This is a genomic window from Micromonospora sp. KC207 (assembly GCF_004348615.1).
GTDB lineage: Bacteria > Actinomycetota > Actinomycetes > Mycobacteriales > Micromonosporaceae > Micromonospora.
The window spans coordinates 1-16,770 of the sequence record NZ_SMKJ01000001.1 but is presented as its reverse complement, the minus strand read 5'-3'; the positions used below and the strand labels follow the sequence as shown (position 1 = coordinate 16,770).

Sequence of the window (16,770 nt, the reverse complement as noted above, 5' to 3'; positions counted from 1 at the left end):
GCCGCCGCGTCCGGGCGGGCCGTAGGCTGGCGGGATGCCCGGCTCGCCGTACACCGACCTGGATCGCCCGCCGCTGTCGGCGGCCCGGCTGCGCCGGGCGCTGACCGCCCCGCACGGCCCCTGGGCCCGGCTGGAGCTACGCGCCGAGACCGGATCGACCAACGCGGACGTGGCGGAGGCGGCCCGATCCGGCGAGCCGGAGGGCCTCGTGGTGATCGCCGAGCGGCAGACCGCCGGCCGGGGCCGGCGCGGCCGGGTCTGGCAGTCGCCGCCCCGCGCCGGAATCGCGACCAGCGTGCTGCTGCGGCCGGGCGAGGCTGTCGCGGAGCGCGACTGGCCGCCGGCCCCCGCCACCGGGTACGGCTGGCTGCCCCTGCTCGCCGGCCTCGCGCTGGTCGAGGCGGTGGTCCGGCTGGCCGAGCTGGACGCCGCCCTCAAGTGGCCCAACGACGTGCTGATCGGCGACGCCAAGTGCGCGGGCATCCTGGCCGAGGCGGTGCCCGGCCCGGCCCCGGACCAGCCCCCGGCGATCGTCCTCGGCATCGGCCTCAACGTCACCCTGCGCGCCGACGAGCTGCCGGCGAACCCGACCGGCCTGCCGGCCACCTCGCTCCAGCTCGCCGGGGCCGCCGCCACCGACCGGGATCCGCTGCTGCGTGCACTGCTCCGCTCCGTCGCCGACTGGTACGACCGCTGGCGCCACGCCGGCGGCGACGCGGTGGCCAGCGGGCTGCGCGACGCGTACCTGGCGGCCTGCGCGACGGTCGGCAGATCGGTGCGGGTGCTGCTGCCCGGCGGTGCGCAGGTGACCGGCGTGGCGACCGGCGTGGACGCCGACGGCCGGCTGCTGGTCGACACCCCGGCGGGCCCGCGCACCCTCGCCGCAGGAGACGTGCTGCACCTGCGGTGAAAGGAAGGGCCCCCTGTTAACGCCTACGGTAGGGAGGGGTTCCCTTCCCACACCGGGGGCGGTGCGTCGGGGCCGCGCGCCGGAACGGTGCGTCGGGGCCGCGCGGCCGGAAACCTGGGAACCACCGCACCGGTTGATCCGCGCGCGGGTGCCCACCGGCTACGGTCAGCTCGTCCGGTTCTGGCGAGGAGGTTCCCGTGGCGTTCCCCGAAGACGTGCTCACCGAGGACGAGCACGTCGTGCTGCACCTGCACCCGCACTGGAAGGCCATGGTGCGTCCGGTCCTGGTGCTGGCGCTCGCCGTCGCGGCGGTGGTGGCGGGCTGGATACTGCTCCCGGACGGCGGTGCCGCGACCACCGCGCTGTACCTCCTCGCGGGGCTGGCGGTGCTGCTGGTGCTCTGGTTCGGGCTCTGGCCGTTCCTGGTGTGGCGCAGCACCCACTACCTGTTCACCAACGAGCGGGTGCTGCTCCAGCAGGGCGTCCTCTCCCGGGACCGGCGGGACATCCCGCTGACCCGGATCAACGACCACGCGATGAGCCAGCGTTTCGTCGAGCGGTTGCTCGGCTGCGGCACCCTGACCATCGAGTCGGCCGGCGAGCGGGGGCAGTCGGTGCTCGCCGACGTCCCGCACGTCGGCAAGGTCCAGACCAAGCTGTACGAGCTGGTCGAGGCGCACCACGACCGGCACTCCCTCGGTGACGGCGAGATGCGCGAGATCCTCGCGGACATGCGCGAGGGCAAGCCCCTGCGCGATCCCTCGGTCTGACCCGGTCAGCCGGGACGGAGGGTGAACCAGCCGCGGAAGCGGGTGCGCAGCACCTCCTGTTCCGGCCGGCCGTCGGTGCCGAGGCGGAACATGGTGCCGGTGAGGCTGACCGTGCCGAGCCCCGGGCGGGCGGTGGAGGGGCGGCTGCCCATCACGTCCAGGCGTGCCGCCAGGTGGTCGCCGGCACGGACCGGGGCCAGCCAGCGCAGCTCCTCCAGGCCGGGGGAGGCGTCCGCCGCGGCCCGGGCCAGCACGTGGTCGACGTACGCGCGCATGAATAGGCTGACCGTGTAGAACCCGCTGGCGATCAGCCCGCCGTGGTGACTCGCGGCGGCGCGCTCGGCGTCGACGTGGTACCACTGCGGGTCGAACCGGCGGGCGAAGGCGACCATCTCTGCGCCGTCGATCCGCACCACGCCGAGGTCGAAGGTGCGCCCGGGCGTCAGGTCCTCGAAGAAGAGCTCGTCCGGCGCTCCGGTGCCCGACGCCGGGCCCCCGCCGCTGCCCCCGGGCGCCGTGGCACCGGCCCCGGACCCCGCCGTGCCGACCTGGGCCGTGCCGACCTGGGCCGTGCCGACCTGGGCCGTGCCGACCGCTTCGGGCGCGCTGGTCGCCTTGGTAGCGGTAGCCGCCCCGGTAGCGGAAGTCGCCCCGTTCGCTGGTGCCTCGTTCGCCGGGACCCGGCTTGCCGGTGCGCCGTTCGCCGGTGCGCCGTTCGGGGAAGCCTCGGTTGCCGGCGTGCCGGTCGCGGAAGACGCGCCGGTCTCCTGCACGCTCACCGCCGGCGCCGGCGGGTGCCGGCGTGTAGTTCCTCGGCGAGTTCCGCCGCCAGCTCACCGTCGAGCGCGTTGCCGAGCGTCGCGTCGGCCGGGGCGGGCCGGCCCTGTGCGGGCGTCGTGACCCCGTACCCGCTGCCGGGCTCGTCGCGGCGGGCCGCCGGCCGTGTCGTGTCCCGTCCCGGCTCCCGTCTGGTGCCCGGCCTCGGCTCGGACTCCTCCAGCTCGGTGACGGACTCGGCCAGCTCGGCCACAGGGTCCATCCCGGCCATCGTGTCCCATTCGTCGCGCGGGATGGTGTGCCAGGTGTCGGCCGCCGGCTGGGCGGGGGCGGGCTGGAAGACGAATGTCCGGTACGACCAGAAGCGGAAGAGGGTGCCGAGCAGCACGCCGCCGGTTTTCGCGACGTTGAGGGCGAGCAGGCTGGTTACGCCGAGGCCGTACTTGGCCGCCGCCAGGACGCCGAGCTCGATGAGCAGGCCGGTCGCGTTGAAGAGGAAGAAAAGGGCATACTCCCGACGCATGGCCGATTTTGGGCGATCCCGGTACGTCCAGTGCCGATTCATCAGGTACGACGTGATCGTCGCCACGACGGTGGCGATGACCGTGGCCTTCAGTTGGCCGTCCCGGAAGACCGTGAGTGCCAGCGCATTGAACACCGCGTAATTGAGGGCGGTGTTGATGCCGCCGACGACGCCGAATTTGAGCGCCTCGCGGACGAACTTCTGCCAGCGTTCAGGCAGCAGACGGACAAGACGCATGCGCAACACCTTAGGCGAGTTGGCCGGGCCGGGCCGGCCGGCCGGACGAGATGGGCGGCGGGTCACGCCGAAGGTTCCCGGTCGGGAGCCGCCTCCGTGACCGTCCGGGTTCCCGCTTCGACGAAGACGAACCGTCGGTACGACCAGAACCGGAACAGCGTGCCGAGGCCGGTGCCCACGATGAAGCTGGCGATGTTGTCGGCGAGGGCGGTCTGGAAGATCTCGGGCCAGATGGCGCCCAGGCCGTACCGGCTGATGGCGAGGCAGCCCACCGCGATGCCCAGGCCCACGCCGTTGAAGAAGAAGAAGAGCGCGTACTCGCGCGCGGGGTTGGAGCGCTGGCGGTGCCGCCACGTCCAGAACCGGTTGCCGAGGAAGGCCACGGTCGCGGCGATCACCGTGGAGATCGTCTTCGCGGTGACCTGCTCGACGCCGCGCGCGTTGGCCAGATAATTGAACAGGGCGAAGTCGACCAGGAACGCGACGCTGCCCACGGTGGCGAACTTGCTCAACTCGCGGACCAGGTGACCGAAGCGGTCGATCAGGGCACGGACCACGCCGGGGCGGGTCGGCGGGGGTCCTGGCTGGTCCCCGGTCATCGTCACGGCCACCCGCTGAGCGTACCGGTTGCGCGCTGCGGCGGCGGGAAGCAACGACCGGCCGCGCGCGGGCGCGCCGGGCCGAGCGCCGCCGGTTGAGCGCTGTGCCCGTCGCCCGCTGCGGCCCTCGTGCCGTCGCCGGGTGCTGGTGGGTGGAGCCTAACCGGCCGTACGGCAGTTCGTGGATCCTTTCGGGAATGCGCATTCGTGCACAGCTTCGCGCGTTCCCCCACGCTTCGCCGGTGTCACCCGTTCGCCCTTCCGCACCACCCGTCGCACCTGGCCCGTACGTTCCCGCGCGGCTTGGACCTCGGCGGAGGCCGCAGAAGAGTTCGACGGAGGGCCACGGAAGAATTTGCGTGAAAGTGCTCGGGAAAGCGGGTATGAGATCGCGATGCCGCAGCGTGACCACACCTTGTGCAGTTCTTCACAACCAGTCCCACTGACTCGCGACGTCGCCCGGTTTACGCTGAGGCCACTCCCAGGTTTCCACGAAGACGACGCCTCGCGCCGTCACAACTCGTGCATCCCACAAACCGGTCAGCGTCGACCACAAGGAGATGTGTCATGGTTGCTCCGGCCACCGTTCGGGGTATCGATCAGGCCCCGACATCCCACCCCAAACTGCTTGCCTGGGTCCGAGAGGTAGCGGAACTGACCACTCCCGACCGGGTCGTCTGGGTCGACGGGTCCGACGAGGAGTGGCGCCGCCTCACCGACGAGCTCGTGGACAACGGCACCCTGATCCGGCTGAATCCGGAGAAGCGACCCAACTCGTTCTACTCCCGCACCGACCCCTCCGACGTCGCCCGGGTCGAGGAGCGCACGTTCATCTGCTCCAGCGACGCGGCGGACGCCGGCCCCACCAACAACTGGATGGCGCCGGCCGAGATGAAGCGGACGATGACGCAGCTCTACCGCGGCTGCATGCGCGGTCGCACCATGTACGTCATCCCGTTCTGCATGGGCCCCGTCGAGGCCGAGAACCCCATGTTCGGCGTCGAGATCACCGACAGCCCGTACGTGGTGGTCTCGATGCGCATCATGACCCGGATGGGCGCGATGGTCCTGGCGGCGATGGACGACGACGCGGACTTCGTGCACGCGCTGCACTCCATCGGCGTCCCGCTGGCCCCCGGGCAGTCCGACGTCGCCTGGCCGTGCAACGAGACGAAGTACATCTCGCACTTCCCGGAGACCCGGGAGATCTGGTCCTTCGGCTCCGGCTACGGCGGCAACTCGCTGCTCGGCAAGAAGTGCTACTCGCTGCGCATCGCCAGCGTGATGGGCCGGGACGAGGGCTGGCTCGCCGAGCACATGCTGATCCTCAAGATCACCTCCCCGGAGGGGAGGGTCTACCACGTCGCCGGGGCGTTCCCGTCCGCCTGCGGCAAGACCAACCTGGCCATGCTGGAGCCGACCATCCCGGGCTGGAAGGTCGAGACGATCGGCGACGACATCGCCTGGATGCGCTTCGGCCCGGACGGCCGGCTCTACGCGGTCAACCCCGAGTACGGCCTGTTCGGAGTCGCCCCGGGCACTGACTGGAAGACCAACGCGAACGCGATGCGGACGCTGGAGCGCGGCAACTCCATCTTCACCAACGTCGCCCTCACCGACGACGGCGACATCTGGTGGGAGGGCATGGGCGAGCCGCCGGCGCACCTGCGCGACTGGAAGGGGAACGACTGGACGCCGCAGAGCGACAGTCTCTCCTCGCACGCGAACAGCCGGTTCTGCACCCCGATCACGCAGTGCCCGATCCTGGCCGACGACTACTACGACCCCAACGGGGTGCCGATCGACGCGATCCTGTTCGGCGGCCGGCGCCGGGACACCATTCCGCTGGTCACCGAGGCCCGGGACTGGGTGCACGGCGTCTACCTGGGCGCGACGCTGTCTTCGGAGACCACGGCCGCCGCGTCCGGCGCGGTCGGCGTGGTGCGCCGCGACCCGATGGCGATGCTGCCGTTCATCGGCTACCACGCCGGTGACTACTTCCGGCACTGGATCGAGATGGGCAAGGGCGCCAACGGCGACGAGGCCAAGCTGCCCAAGATCTACTACGTCAACTGGTTCCGCAAGGACGCCGAGGGCGACTTCCTCTGGCCGGGCTTCGGCGAGAACGCCCGGGTGCTCAAGTGGATCATCGAGCGGATCGAGGGTCGAGCCGACGCCGTCGAGACCCCGATCGGCATGGTCCCGGCGCAGGACGCGCTGGACGTCGACGGCCTCGACATGACCCCGGAGGACGTCCGGATCGCGCTGAAGGTCGACCCGGACGAGTGGCGCGCGGAGCTGCCGCTGGTCACCGAGTGGTTCGAGAAGTTCGGCGACAAGCTGCCCGGCGTCCTCTGGGCCGAGCTCGACGCGCTGCGCGCGCGGCTCGACCAGGAACAGCCGCGCCGGTAGGTGTATCGGTTGCCCGTACCGGGCACCATCGGATCCCATGAGGCCGGCCGCCGCGACCACCGAGGTCCGGCGGCCGTCCGCCGTCCGGGCCCTGACCACCCTGCTGGCCGTCACGGCGGCGGCCACCGTCGTGGTCGAGCTGCTCAACTGGTGGTACGCCCCGGAGCAGGGCTTCGGGCTGGCGGTACGCACCGGCTGGGCGATGCTCCGCTCGCTGGGCTTCCTGCTGCTGATCGGGCACGTCGACCGGGGCCGCACCGTGGCCCGGCCGTTCGGGCTGATCCTCGCCGTCACCACCGTCTTCGCCGTCGGCCGGCTGGTCGTGCCGAGGCAGGGCGTGCCGCCGTTGCCGGGGCTGCTCGGTTTCGCCCTGCTCGCCGCGCTCTGCGTGGCCGTGGTCTGGCTGCTGTACCGTTCCGACGCGGTCGCCGGCCACCTGGTCAGGCACCGCAAGGGCCTGGTCGTCGAGCGCGGGACGATCGCCTGGCGGGAGGTCGCCCCGAAGCGGCCACCGGTCGCCGGCTGGCTGCTGACCAGCCGGGCCGCCGCGTTCACGTACAGCCCGTTGATGCTCGTCCCGGCGCTGGTGGCCACCGGTGCCGTGCTCGACGGCCGGCCGGCCGCCGTGCCCGCGCTGCTGTTCTGGTTCGCCGCCGGGGTCGCGACCAGCTACGTCGTGCTGTTCTGTACCGCCTTCCTCGTGCGTGGCCGGCGCTGGGCCCGCCGCCTGCTGGTGGCGACCACCCTCGGCGTGCTCGCCGTGGACCTGCCGCTGTGCTGGTGGCTGCTCGGCGTCGACGGCCTGGTCCGCGACGGCGCCCCGTTGCTCGCCGCCGCCGTCCTGGCGTTGTACGGGTTGTGGCGTGCCGGCCGGACGCAGGCCCCGACGACGCCGAGCTGAACGCGTGCGGGACACGGGAGGTGCCATGGGAGACGAGTACGACGTGGCGGTGGTCGGGGCGGGTCCGGCCGGGTCGGCCGCTGCGCTGGCCGCCCGCCGGGCCGGGGCCCGGGTGCTGCTGCTGGACCGGGCCGACTTCCCCCGGGACAAGGCGTGCGGGGACGGCGTCGCCGCGCACGCGCTGGACGTCCTCGCCGGGCTGGGCGTCGCCGGGGCCGTCGACGGGTACGCCCCGCTGCCCCGGATCCGACTGGTCGGCCCCGGCGGTGACACGGTGGCACGGGCGCTGCCCCGGCCCGCGTACACGGTGCCCCGGGAGGTGTTCGACGCCCGGCTGGTGGCGGCGGCGGTAGCGGCGGGCGCGGAGCTGCGCCGGCACACCGTGCGGCGGGTCGAGGCGCGCGACGGGCGGGTCGTGCTCGACGGCGAGGTCGCCGCGCGGGCGGTGGTCGGCGCGGACGGCGCGGGATCGGTGGTCCGGCGGGCGCTCGGCCATCCGGTGAACCCGAACCGTCACCTCGCCCTGGCCATCCGGGGGTACGCGCCGGCCCGGCCCGTTCCGCCCGAGCAGCTCATCGTCACCTCGGCGTCGCGCTGGCCGGCGTACGCCTGGTCGTTCCCGATCGGCGACGGGCGGGCCAACGTCGGGTACGGGGAGGTGTTGCAGGGTGAGCCGCTGACCCGAGCGCACCTGCTGGACCGGCTGGCCGCGCTGCTGCCCGGCACAGACCCGGCGCTGGTGACCGCGCTGCGCGCCCACCACCTGCCGCTGTCCACCCACCGCCTGCCACCCGGACGGGGCCGGCTGGTGCTCGCCGGGGACGCGCTGTCGTTGATCAACCCGTTCACCGGGGAGGGGATCTTCTACGCACTGCTCTCCGGCGCGCTGGCCGGCGCGGCGGCGGCCGGCGACCCCGCCCACGCCGCCCGGCGGTACGCCGACGCGCTGCGCCGCCGCCTCGGCGTACACCTGCGGCACAGTTCGGTCGCGGCCTGGCTGGCGCGCCGCAGGCGGGTCGTCGACGCCGCCGTCCGGGCGGCCCGGCGCGACGACCGGGTCTTCGGCACCGTCGTCGAGCTGGGCCTCGGTGACGGTCGGCTGGACGCCCGCACCCTCGCGATGATCGGCGTCGGTCTCTCGGCGCGGCATCGGCCACCGCGGGACTGAAACGCGCGGGGGGTCGCTACTCTGCAAGGTGATGACTCTGCGGAAACTCCTCTACTCCGTGTACGAGCGGCGGCTGACGGCCACGCTCGCGGGCAAGCCGGTGCCCCGGCACGTGGGCGTCATGTGCGACGGGAACCGGCGCTGGGCGCGGGAGATGGGCTTCGTCGACCCCAACGACGGGCATCGCATGGGCGCGGAGCGGATCAAGGAACTGCTGCGCTGGTGCGACGCCGCCGGCGTCGGGCACGTGACGTTGTGGCTGCTCTCCACGGACAACCTCTCCCGCCCGGCGGAGGAGCTCGACCCGCTGCTACAGATCATCGAGGACCTGTCGACCGAGCTGGCCGAGGAGGGCAACCCCTGGCGGCTGCGGATGGTCGGGGCGCTCGACGTGCTCCCGGCGCACCACGCGGCGGCGCTCAAGGCGGCCGAGGAACGCACCCGGGAACGTGCCGGCGGCGCCCAGGTCAACATCGCCGTCGGGTACGGCGGCCGGCGCGAGATCGCCGACGCGGTCCGCTCGCTGCTGCACGAGCACGCGGGGGCCGGCGGCACCATCGAGGAGCTGGCCGAGACGCTGGACGTCGACGACATCTCCGAGCACCTCTACACCCGGGGCCTGCCGGACCCGGATCTGATCATCCGGACCAGCGGCGAGCAGCGCCTGTCGGGTTTCATGCTCTGGCAGTCGGCCCACTCGGAGTTCTACTTCTGCGAGCTGAACTGGCCCGACTTCCGCCGGGTCGACTTCCTCCGCGCGCTGCGCTCGTACGCCAACCGGCAGCGACGTTTCGGCACCTGACTCCCGGGCCCCGGCTCAGCTGAGGCGGGGGACCGCCTCGGTGAGGAAATCGCCGAGGGCGGCGGGGGAGTCGATCGTCATGTCGGCGGCCTCGGCGACCTCGTGGCCGGTCTCCGGGTTGGCCACGGCCACGCAGACCCCGAGGAACTCCGGGTCCGCCGCGGCGCGGGCGCGCAGCGCCGCGAAGGCCTTGATGTCGGAGACGTCGTCGCCGAAGTACCACGCGCCGCCGGCGTCCCGGACCACCTCGCCGATCACCATGCCCTTGTCCCGGTCGACCGGGGGCTTGATCTCCAGCACCATCCGGCCGGCCTGCACGCGCAGCCCGAGCCGCACGGCCTGGGCCTGGCCCCACTCCTGCACGATCGCGCCGAGCTGGGGGGCGGTGCGCCAGTGCAGCGCCACGGAGAGCCGCTTGAACTCCACCAGCGCGCCGGCCGGCAGCTCGGCGCGGGCGAGGTCGGCCAGCTCCCGCATGGTCGGCACCCAGGGCAGCGCCGCCGGCTCGGTGACGGTCTCGCCGCCGGAGTGGCTGTGCTCCAGCCCGTAGAGGCCGTAGAGGTCGACGCCGGCCAACCCGCCGAGGTGGTCGCGGAGGAACTCCACCGGGCGGGCGGAGACGATCGCGACCCGGCGCACCAGCGGCGCGAGGGCCTCGATCGCGGCCAGGACCTTCGGCGCGAGCTGCACCGCCGTCGGGTCGTCGTCGACGGGCGCCAGTGTGCCGTCGAAGTCGAAGAAGAAAACGGTGTCGGACGCCCGGCCGGCGGTCGCCCGCCAGGCCTGTTCGGCGTCCAGCGGGGTCGTCGGCGGTTGGTTGCCCAGATTCAACGGCGGCACGCGCGACAGCGTACCCCGGCTCGGGCCACTCATTCGTGGCCGAGACGTGGCTCTACCGCCAGGATCGGGGTCAGCGTTCGGCGGCTCCCCGGCCCCGGCGTCCGAACGGAACGATCTCGGCGTCCTGGCCGTGGCTGAGCAGGTACCCCTCCACGAAGCCGGTGTTCCGGTCCCCGGTGCGCGTCTCGATCTCGGTGAGCCGGGCCACCAGGAACTCGGTGAGCGCGCTGATCCGCTCGTTGAGCCGTTCGTGCAGCTCGGCGACGACGGCCAGGACGACCGCGGTGCCGGCGATGGTGAGGGCGAGGAGGTTGGCGACCAGGGGTAGTTCCCCGCCGCCGACCACGCCGATCACCACGTTGCCGGTCACGGCCGAGGTCAGTGCCGCCACCGCGACCACGACTGCCAACCACTTCAGGGTCATGGACAGACCCCTCCTTCTGTCCCGCAGGGCTGGGTTCGGCCTTGTCCCGTCCCCCCGCCGACGACGAGCCCAAGCAGTACGAACAGGACGCTAGCGTGCCCGTTCCGGCCCCGGAGCGAAACGATTGGGTACGTGCTTCCGTTCTTTCGCCATCTGAGGAACTAGCCAGCCCGTTTACCCCTTTTTCGGACATCTATCGGGAGGCTTGGGCGATACGCGAGATAACGAATGGTTTCTCGGATGTGGAACTTCTCCGCGTCGGAGACGTTCGGGTCGACCAGCCGGCGCAGCAGCGCCTCGACGTCCGGGTCCATCGGGGGCGGGGCGGCGGCCGCCCGGAAAGTGGCGGCCCGGTCCCAGCCCAACGCCGTGAAGGCGGCCGTCGGATTGAGGCCGAGCCCCTCGCAGAAGGCGACCACCCGCTCGGCCTCGGGGTCGCTGGCCCAGTCGCCGCGGACCCAACGGTTGATGGTCTGCCGGGAAACCCCGGTGCGCCGGGAGACCTCGGTGCCGCTCCAGGCACGCATGGCCCGCGCGTCGTCGAGGGCCCGGCGGATGAAGGCGGCGAAGGCGATTTTCCGGGCGTGAGCGCTCTCGGTCACCCCGTGACGGTACGGCCAGTCGGCCCCGCCGGTGGTGCCGGGCGCGCTCATGTCACGTGAATGTGACACACCTAATCGCCGCCGAATGCCCGGCCGAAGGCCATTCAAGTAGTCCTAACCTGGGCGAAGATAGGAGTGGGTGAGTGGTCGGGTAATCGGACGAAAAGCTGATACTGTCACGCTCATGGGACAGTTTACCGTGTGTCACGTGCACGAGACGACTGGTGCTCGCAGGCGTCCCTTCCCTGTCGCGAGGGGGGCGCGGTGACCGAACTCGCCACCCGCGAGCAGGCGTTCGGCCTGGTCGCGCAGGGGGTGGCCGCCGGGTTGAGCGCGCCGTGGCGCCTCTATCTCGCCCGGGGCTGCCGTTACTTGTCGCTCAACGTGGGGGACCGGGCGGAGTGGGACGCCTGGCGTACCCACCTCAACTGCCCGGAGCTCAGCGTCCGGGTCTACGACGCCGGCGGCGAGATCCGACGCTGCTCCCTCGCCGAGATCGTGCTGGACGGCTGCCGGATCAGCGTCGAACTGGTCGAGGAAATCAGCACCGACGACCTGGAGCGGCTGCTGGTCGCCGACCCCAACGGCACCGAACCGGAGGAGCGGTGAGCCCCTTCGTCGCGGTCGTCCTCGTCCTCGTCCTCGGCTCGGCCAGTTACGCCGCCGGACGGCTGCACGGCCAGCTCAGCTACCGCATCGGGTACCGGTTCGGGTACCGGCAGGGCTACTTCGACGGCGACCGGGGCGCCTGGAACCGCCGCCGCCGGGAGGCGCAGGCCGCCATCGCCTCGGCCCTCGCCGGCCCACCGCCGGCCGTTGCACGTGGCCCGGCCGCGCGGCAGGGCACCACGTACACCGGCTCCGCCTTCGCCGCCTCCGCCCCACGCGCCGTGCCATCCCCGCCTGCGGGGTCCTCCCTGGCGGGCCCGGCCGGCGCTGTCGCGGTCGGCGCCACGGCCACGGTCGGCGCCACGGCCACGGTCAACGGTCGGCACCCCGCCGCCCTGGTCCGATGGCAGAGCTGACCCGGCCGCCGTACCAGGTCCCCGGTTGGTCGGCGGGTCCGGTCCCCGGTTGGTCGGCGGGCGCGGTCCAGGGCCGGTGGGTGGGCCCGGTTCCCGGCCGGTCGGCCTCGCCTGCGGGCCGGAGCGGCACGAACCCGGTGCGCCGTCCGCGGCGGACGCGCACCGTCGGGGCCACATCAGACCGGTGAGGTGGCCCCGCCGGCCGGGATGCGCGCAGGGGGCATGCATCCCGGCCGGTCCGCCGCCCGTACACTGCCTGTCTTCCCCAGATCCACGGATCAGCCTCTAGCCGGGACGCCGCGGCGCGGCTAGCGTCTAGTCATGGCACGGGGTTCTCCCGGGCCAGCCGGCCAGCCCGGATCTGCGACCTCGCGCATGGGGCCCGCATCCGACCCCGTGTCCCCGGGCACCGGACGAGGCGGAACGCGGGTGGCCGGGTGCCCATCCGTCGGAGCAGGCCTGTGACGACTCGCCGTACCCCCGCCGGTGCCGACCGGACCCCGGCCGCGACTGCCACGACCCGCCGCGCCACCCGGAGCCGCCGCGCGGCGGCCCCGGTCGAGTCCGAGGAGCCCCGACCAGCCGGCCAGGCATTCGTCCTGGACACGTCGGTCCTGCTCTCGGACCCGGCGGCGTTCCACCGGTTCGCCGAGCACGAGGTGGTCCTGCCCCTCGTGGTCATCTCCGAGTTGGAGGGCAAGCGGCACCATCCGGAGCTGGGCTGGTTCGCCCGACAGTCCCTACGCATGCTGGACGAGCTGCGTGTGCGCCACGGCCGGCTGGACCGGCCGGTGCCCGCGAACGATGCCGGCGGCACCCTGCGGGTGGAGCTGAACCACACCGACGACGGCGTGCTGCCGCCCGGATTCCGCAACGAGTCCAACGACGCCCGGATCCTCTCGGTGGCGCTCAACCTGGCCGCCGAGGGGCGGGACGTGACCCTGGTGAGCAAGGACATGCCGCTGCGGGTGAAGGCGGCTTCGGTCGGGCTGCGCGCCGACGAGTACCGGCACGGCCAGGCCAGCGACCCCACCTGGATGGGCATGGCCGAGTTGGCGCTGGCCGACGACGAGATCGCCGCGCTCTACGCGGGCGAGACCCTCGACCTGGAGGGGGCTGCCGGGCTGCCCTGCCACACCGGCCTGGTGCTGCACTCCGGGCGTGGCTCCGCGCTCGGCCGGGTGCTGCCCGACAAGACGGTCCGGCTGGTCCGGGGCGACCGGGAGGCGTTCGGTGTGCACGGCCGCTCGGCCGAGCAGCGGGTCGCCCTCGACCTGCTGCTGGACGAGTCGATCGGCATCATCTCGCTTGGTGGCCGGGCCGGCACCGGCAAGTCGGCGCTGGCGCTGTGCGCGGGGCTGGAGGCGGTGATGGAGCGCCGCCGGCACAAGAAGGTGGTCGTCTTCCGCCCCCTGTACGCCGTCGGCGGCCAGGAGCTGGGCTACCTCCCCGGCTCCGAGACGGAGAAGATGTCGCCCTGGGCGCAGGCCGTCTTCGACACCCTCGGCGCGGTGGTGCACGAGAACGTGCTGGAAGAGGTCATGGCCCGGGGGATCCTGGAGGTCCTGCCGCTCACCCACATCCGGGGCCGCAGCCTGCACGACGCCTTCGTCATCGTCGACGAGGCCCAGTCGCTGGAGCGGGGCGTGCTGCTCACCGTGCTCTCCCGGATCGGCCAGGGGTCGCGGGTGGTGCTCACCCACGACGTCGCCCAACGGGACAACCTGCGGGTGGGCCGGCACGACGGCGTGACCGCGGTGATCGAGACCCTGAAGGGGCACCCCCTGTTCGCGCACGTCACGCTGACCAGGTCGGAGCGGTCGCCGATCGCAGCGATGGTGACGGATCTGTTGGAGGAGATCCCGCTCTGACCGAGATCATGCCTTTCTAGTCCACCTTTAGGATGATTCTGCCTGTGGCCCAGCTCACAAATGGGGCCGGTGGTTTCCCATCGGCCTCACTGTGCGCAATGGTGTCCCTCGAGCGTCCACGCACCGCAAAGATCGTCTTTCGTCGTTCGTCACCCGACGGCGGGGATCGGTGGCGGCGAGTGCGTCGGCTGCGACCGGCAGGGTCGGGGCGCTCACGGCGCGAACCGGGTTCCTCCTCGGGTCAGGGTCGCGCCGTGTCCTTGCCCCCGACGAAGGGATCACTTCGTGAGTCGGCTGTGGAGCCGGTTCGGCGCCCGTACCGCCGCCGTCGCACTGCTCTCCGTGGGCGTTGCCGGCGGCTTCTATCTGGGCGAAGACCGGGAAACCCAGCAACAGGGCCTGATCGCGCAGGTCGGCCTCCAGGTGGACCAGGCCGAGTTCGACTACCAGCGCGAGCGGCAGGCCCAGCACCGGATCAGCTCCGCCAAGCAGCGGGCCGCCGAATACGAGGCCGAGCAGCGCGCCACCGAGGCTGCGAAGGAGGCCGCCGAGCGGGCCCGCGAGGCCGAGGCGGCGTCCCGCAAGCGGGAGCGCGAGGCGGCGGCGAAGAAGGCCGCGGAGAAGGCGGCGGCCAAGGCGAGCAAGCCGTACGACGGCCCGATCCCCGCGTCCTGCAACGAGTACGGCGGCAACCGGAAGATCGGCTGCGCGCTGATGATCGACTCCGGCTTCGGCATCGACCAGTTCCCGTGCCTGGACAAGCTCTGGACGAAGGAGAGCGGCTGGAACCCCAGGGCCCACAACTCCTCCTCCGGGGCGCACGGTATCCCGCAGGCGGTGCCGGGCAGCAAGATGGCCTCGGTCGGCGACGACTGGGAGACCAACCCGGCCACCCAGATCAAGTGGGGCCTCGGCTACATCGAGGGCCGGTACAACACGCCGTGCGCCGCGTGGAGCCAGTCGCAGAGCGAGGGCTGGTACTGACCCCCTGAGCACGGTGACGGCGGGGCGGGCGCGTTTCCGGCGCCCGCCCCGCCGTCACCGTTTCCGTACTGACTCCGTCTCCCGAGTGGCGGTCGGGCGGGAATGCTGATAGCTGTTTGGGCATGACCCTGCACGACGGCCGCGCGGGCGGCGACCCGCGACGTTTCGGCACCGAGGCCTTCTACGCCTCGATCGGCCGCGCCTTCGTCGCCATGTGCGCCGTCGTGCCGGTGCTCTTCCTGGTCGAGGCTCTCGACGTCGGTCTCGGCATCGACTTCGACCTGGCCGGCGGCATCGTCCCCCGCCACATCGACGGGCTGGACGGAGTGCTCTTCTCGCCGTTCCTGCACGCCGACTTCAACCACCTCTACAGCAACAGCGTGCCGCTGATCCTGCTCGGCACATTCGTGCTCGCCGCCGGCTTCCGGCGGTTCCTGTGGTCCACCCTGGTCATCGTGCTGGTCAGCGGGCTGGGCGTCTGGTTCACCGGCTCACCGAACTCGGTCGTGGTCGGGGCCAGCGGCGTCATCTTCGGCTACCTCGGTGTCCTGCTCACCCGAGGCGTGGTCGAGCGGAGCTGGTGGAACTTCGGGGTCGTGCTGCTGGTCGGCCTGCTCTACGGTTGGCAACTACTCGGCGTCCTCCCCACCGACGAGCGGGTCTCCTGGCAGGGGCACCTGTTCGGGCTGGTCGGGGGAGTGGTCGCCGCGATCCTCTTCCGGCGACGCCGGTCCGAGGACGATCCGTACGACATGGACTTCCCCTCGTTGCAGGTGTGAGGAGGAGCCCCCTGTTAACGCCTGCGGTAGAGAAGGGCGCCCCTCTCACCCGTCGCCGAGCCGCGCCCGGCCCACGCCCGACGTGGGACGGTGCTTGATCCCGCCCCGGCGCGCGCCTACGGTCGGCATCAGCACGCGTTGATCTGTGAGCGGAAAGCGACGGTACGCCATGCCCGAGGTCGATGTCGCAGTGGTCGGGGCGGGTCCGACCGGGCTCTTCGCCGCGTACTATGCCGGGTTCCGGGGGCTCTCCGTCGCGGTGGTCGACGCGCTGCCCGAGGCCGGTGGCCAGATCACCGCGATGTACCCGGAGAAGCTGATCCTCGACGTGGCCGGGTTCCCGGCGGTCAAGGGGCGCGATCTGGTGGCCAACCTGGTCGCCCAGGCCGCGCCGTTCCACCCGCGGTACCTACTCGGTACCCGGGCCGAGAAGCTGTCGCACGTCGATGGGAAGCCGGTGCTCGGCCTCGCCGGTGGCGAGCAGCTCGCCTGCGGTGCCGTGATCATCACCGGTGGCCTGGGCAGCTTCACCCCGCGCCCGCTGCCGGTGGCCGACAGCTTCACCGGCACGGGGATCATCTACTTCGTGCCGGAGCCGACCGCGCTGGCCGACCGGGACGTGCTGATCGTCGGCGGCGGCGACTCCGCCTTCGACTGGGCGCTGGCGCTGCAACCGCTGGCCCGCTCGGTGACCATGGTGCACCGGCGGGAACGGTTCCGCGCGCACGCCGCCACCGTCGCCCGGGTGCAGCGGTCGACCGTCCGGATCGTCGTCAACGCCGAGGTCACCCGCCTGTACGGCGACAGCGCGGTGACCGGCGCGGAGATCACCGTCAAGGGGGCACCGCCCGAGACGCTGCCCGTGGACACGGTGGTGGCGGCCCTCGGCTTCACCGCCGACCTCGGCCCGATCGCCGAGTGGGGGCTGCGGCTGGACCGCCGGCACATCGTTGTGGACAGCGCGATGGCGACGAACCTGCCCCGGGTCTTCGCCGCCGGGGACATCACCGAGTACCCGGGCAAGGTCCGGCTGATCGCCACGGGCTTCGGGGAGGCCGCCACGGCGGTCAACAACGCCGCCGTCGCGATCGACCCGTCGGCCCACCTCTTCCCGGGCCACTCCTCCGACACCCCCTGACCCACCCC

Annotated in this window: 18 protein-coding genes; 12 read left to right on the top strand and 6 right to left on the bottom strand. The window is 72.5% G+C overall.

The features are described from left to right. Nucleotides 1–34: 34 nt before the first annotated feature. Together E1258_RS00090 and E1258_RS00085 are read left to right on the top strand one after the other, a co-directional pair. Nucleotides 35–910 carry a biotin--[acetyl-CoA-carboxylase] ligase gene (locus tag E1258_RS00090; protein WP_132395590.1) on the top strand — a complete coding sequence of 292 codons (876 nt, stop codon included), beginning with the start codon at nt 35–37 and terminating at the stop codon, nt 908–910. Nucleotides 911–1,107: 197 nt separating this feature from the next. Further along, nucleotides 1,108–1,680 carry a PH domain-containing protein gene (locus E1258_RS00085; RefSeq protein WP_007074623.1) on the top strand — a complete coding sequence of 191 codons (573 nt, stop codon included), beginning with the start codon at nt 1,108–1,110 and terminating at the stop codon, nt 1,678–1,680. Nucleotides 1,681–1,685: 5 nt separating this feature from the next. Here E1258_RS00085 and E1258_RS33800 read toward each other — a convergent pair whose 3' ends face one another. From E1258_RS33800 to E1258_RS00070, 3 genes are all read right to left on the bottom strand, one after another. Continuing rightward, on the bottom strand, nt 1,686–2,459 hold the full coding sequence (locus tag E1258_RS33800) for a MaoC/PaaZ C-terminal domain-containing protein (RefSeq protein WP_207919341.1): 774 nt from the start codon (nt 2,457–2,459) through the stop codon (nt 1,686–1,688). Further along, the gene (locus tag E1258_RS00075) at nt 2,456–3,217 is read right to left on the bottom strand and encodes a GtrA family protein (RefSeq protein ID WP_132395588.1); all 762 of its coding nucleotides are present in this window, start codon (nt 3,215–3,217) and stop codon (nt 2,456–2,458) included. Before E1258_RS00075 ends, E1258_RS33800 begins: the two co-directional genes overlap by 4 nt. A 62-nt stretch (nt 3,218–3,279) precedes the next feature. After that, nucleotides 3,280–3,816, bottom strand: coding sequence for a GtrA family protein (locus E1258_RS00070; protein WP_132395684.1), 537 nt, complete (start codon nt 3,814–3,816; stop codon nt 3,280–3,282). Nucleotides 3,817–4,383: 567 nt separating this feature from the next. On the opposite strand from E1258_RS00070, the gene E1258_RS00065 reads away from it, so the two are divergent. From E1258_RS00065 to E1258_RS00050, 4 genes are read left to right on the top strand one after another with little or no spacing between them, the layout of a single operon-like run. Then, nucleotides 4,384–6,228 carry a phosphoenolpyruvate carboxykinase (GTP) gene (locus E1258_RS00065; RefSeq protein WP_132395585.1) on the top strand — a complete coding sequence of 615 codons (1,845 nt, stop codon included), beginning with the start codon at nt 4,384–4,386 and terminating at the stop codon, nt 6,226–6,228. Between the two features lie 37 nt (nt 6,229–6,265). Beyond that, on the top strand, nt 6,266–7,129 hold the full coding sequence (locus E1258_RS00060) for a hypothetical protein (protein ID WP_132395583.1): 864 nt from the start codon (nt 6,266–6,268) through the stop codon (nt 7,127–7,129). Between the two features lie 25 nt (nt 7,130–7,154). Beyond that, entirely contained in the window at nt 7,155–8,297 is a 1,143-nt protein-coding gene (locus E1258_RS00055) for a geranylgeranyl reductase family protein (RefSeq protein WP_132395581.1), read from the top strand. 31 nt (nt 8,298–8,328) lie between these two features. Then, nucleotides 8,329–9,099 (top strand): isoprenyl transferase, encoded by a 771-nt coding sequence (locus E1258_RS00050; RefSeq protein ID WP_132395579.1) that lies wholly within the window; start codon nt 8,329–8,331, stop codon nt 9,097–9,099. A gap of 15 nt (nt 9,100–9,114) precedes the next feature. Here E1258_RS00050 and otsB read toward each other — a convergent pair whose 3' ends face one another. The 3 genes from otsB to E1258_RS00035 form a co-directional block, all read right to left on the bottom strand. Then, on the bottom strand, nt 9,115–9,939 hold the full coding sequence (gene otsB, locus E1258_RS00045; RefSeq protein WP_132395577.1) for a trehalose-phosphatase: 825 nt from the start codon (nt 9,937–9,939) through the stop codon (nt 9,115–9,117). A 70-nt stretch (nt 9,940–10,009) separates the two neighbouring features. Continuing rightward, nucleotides 10,010–10,363 (bottom strand): hypothetical protein, encoded by a 354-nt coding sequence (locus E1258_RS00040; protein ID WP_007074632.1) that lies wholly within the window; start codon nt 10,361–10,363, stop codon nt 10,010–10,012. A 161-nt stretch (nt 10,364–10,524) separates the two neighbouring features. Continuing rightward, nucleotides 10,525–10,965: a helix-turn-helix transcriptional regulator gene (locus E1258_RS00035; protein WP_132395575.1), complete on the bottom strand. Its 441-nt coding sequence runs from the start codon at nt 10,963–10,965 to the stop codon at nt 10,525–10,527. Nucleotides 10,966–11,229: 264 nt separating this feature from the next. On the opposite strand from E1258_RS00035, the gene E1258_RS00030 reads away from it, so the two are divergent. From E1258_RS00030 to E1258_RS00005, 6 genes are all read left to right on the top strand, one after another. Next, complete coding sequence (locus tag E1258_RS00030) at nt 11,230–11,574, top strand: hypothetical protein (RefSeq protein WP_132395573.1); 345 nt, start codon at nt 11,230–11,232, stop codon at nt 11,572–11,574. Further along, nucleotides 11,571–11,990: a hypothetical protein gene (locus E1258_RS00025; RefSeq protein ID WP_132395571.1), complete on the top strand. Its 420-nt coding sequence runs from the start codon at nt 11,571–11,573 to the stop codon at nt 11,988–11,990. Before E1258_RS00030 ends, E1258_RS00025 begins: the two co-directional genes overlap by 4 nt. Nucleotides 11,991–12,451: 461 nt before the next feature. Beyond that, nucleotides 12,452–13,861 carry a PhoH family protein gene (locus E1258_RS00020; RefSeq protein WP_132395569.1) on the top strand — a complete coding sequence of 470 codons (1,410 nt, stop codon included), beginning with the start codon at nt 12,452–12,454 and terminating at the stop codon, nt 13,859–13,861. Between the two features lie 285 nt (nt 13,862–14,146). After that, entirely contained in the window at nt 14,147–14,845 is a 699-nt protein-coding gene (locus tag E1258_RS00015) for a lytic transglycosylase domain-containing protein (RefSeq protein WP_132395567.1), read from the top strand. Between the two features lie 122 nt (nt 14,846–14,967). Continuing rightward, complete coding sequence (locus tag E1258_RS00010; RefSeq protein WP_132395565.1) at nt 14,968–15,624, top strand: rhomboid family intramembrane serine protease; 657 nt, start codon at nt 14,968–14,970, stop codon at nt 15,622–15,624. Nucleotides 15,625–15,793: 169 nt separating this feature from the next. Further along, nucleotides 15,794–16,762 carry an NAD(P)/FAD-dependent oxidoreductase gene (locus tag E1258_RS00005; protein WP_132395563.1) on the top strand — a complete coding sequence of 323 codons (969 nt, stop codon included), beginning with the start codon at nt 15,794–15,796 and terminating at the stop codon, nt 16,760–16,762. Nucleotides 16,763–16,770 lie beyond the last annotated feature (8 nt).